Raw genomic sequence first — 800 nt, 5'->3', positions numbered from 1 at the left:
TTGATTTACCAGAACCAGACGGTCCCATAATGGAAACGAACTCACCGCCTTGAATCGTTAAACTAATACCGTGCAAAATCGGCACTGCCAATTTTCCTTGATAATACGTTTTAGCAATATTATTTAACGTAATCATTTCTCTTTCACTTCCATTCCGTCATACACATCGTCGGAAGGATTTTTAACCACCTTTTGCCCCACTGTTACGCCTTCTACAACCTCTGTCCAGTCTCCATCAGTAGAACCTTTTTTCACATTTTGTTTACGAAGCTTTCCTTTATCCTCAACATAAACAAATGCATCATCGTCTTTTTCTACAATGCTCTTAGTCGGAACAGCAACCATTGTCTTATTCTCTAAATTTACTTGCAGAGAAACGTGATAACCTGGAGATAAACCATCTTGACTATCAAGACTTGCTTTATATGTATATTGGGACATATTTTGAGTCGCTTCACCCATACCACCAGCTTGAGCCATCTCTGCACTCGTTGGGAATTCACTTACCTCTGTAATCTTACCTGTCCACTTCTTCTTATTATTTGCTTTCGCAGTTACAGTAAATGTTTGATCCTTTTGAATTTGTGACTTTTGAAGCTCAGTTAACGTCCCTTGAACTTGGAACGGATCTTTAGAAGCAACTTGTAAAAATGCCTTTCCTTGACCACCTAAAGCTTGAGATGAACTTTGCGCCGCATCTTTATCTAACTTTTGAACGACACCAGAAAAATTACTATAAACCGTAAGTTCTTTCTGTTTTTTATTTAGCTCCTCTTTTTGCAACTTTCCTTTTTCTTTCT

1 protein-coding gene and 1 pseudogene are annotated in these 800 nt (G+C 38.0%); both read right to left on the bottom strand.

The window, feature by feature from the left end:
• Nucleotides 1-136 (bottom strand): annotated as a pseudogene (locus KI369_RS26715) (ATP-binding cassette domain-containing protein); the annotation flags it as partial.
• The coding region (locus tag KI369_RS26710) for an efflux RND transporter periplasmic adaptor subunit (protein ID WP_212958537.1) at nt 133-800 on the bottom strand (668 nt) is incomplete at its 5' end. The pseudogene KI369_RS26715 and the gene KI369_RS26710, both read right to left, overlap by 4 nt.

The organism is Bacillus sanguinis, assembly GCF_018332475.1.
Taxonomy (GTDB): domain Bacteria; phylum Bacillota; class Bacilli; order Bacillales; family Bacillaceae_G; genus Bacillus_A; species Bacillus_A sanguinis.
The sequence above is the reverse complement of the archived record's forward strand: the minus strand, read 5'-3'. Positions and strand labels throughout refer to the sequence as shown.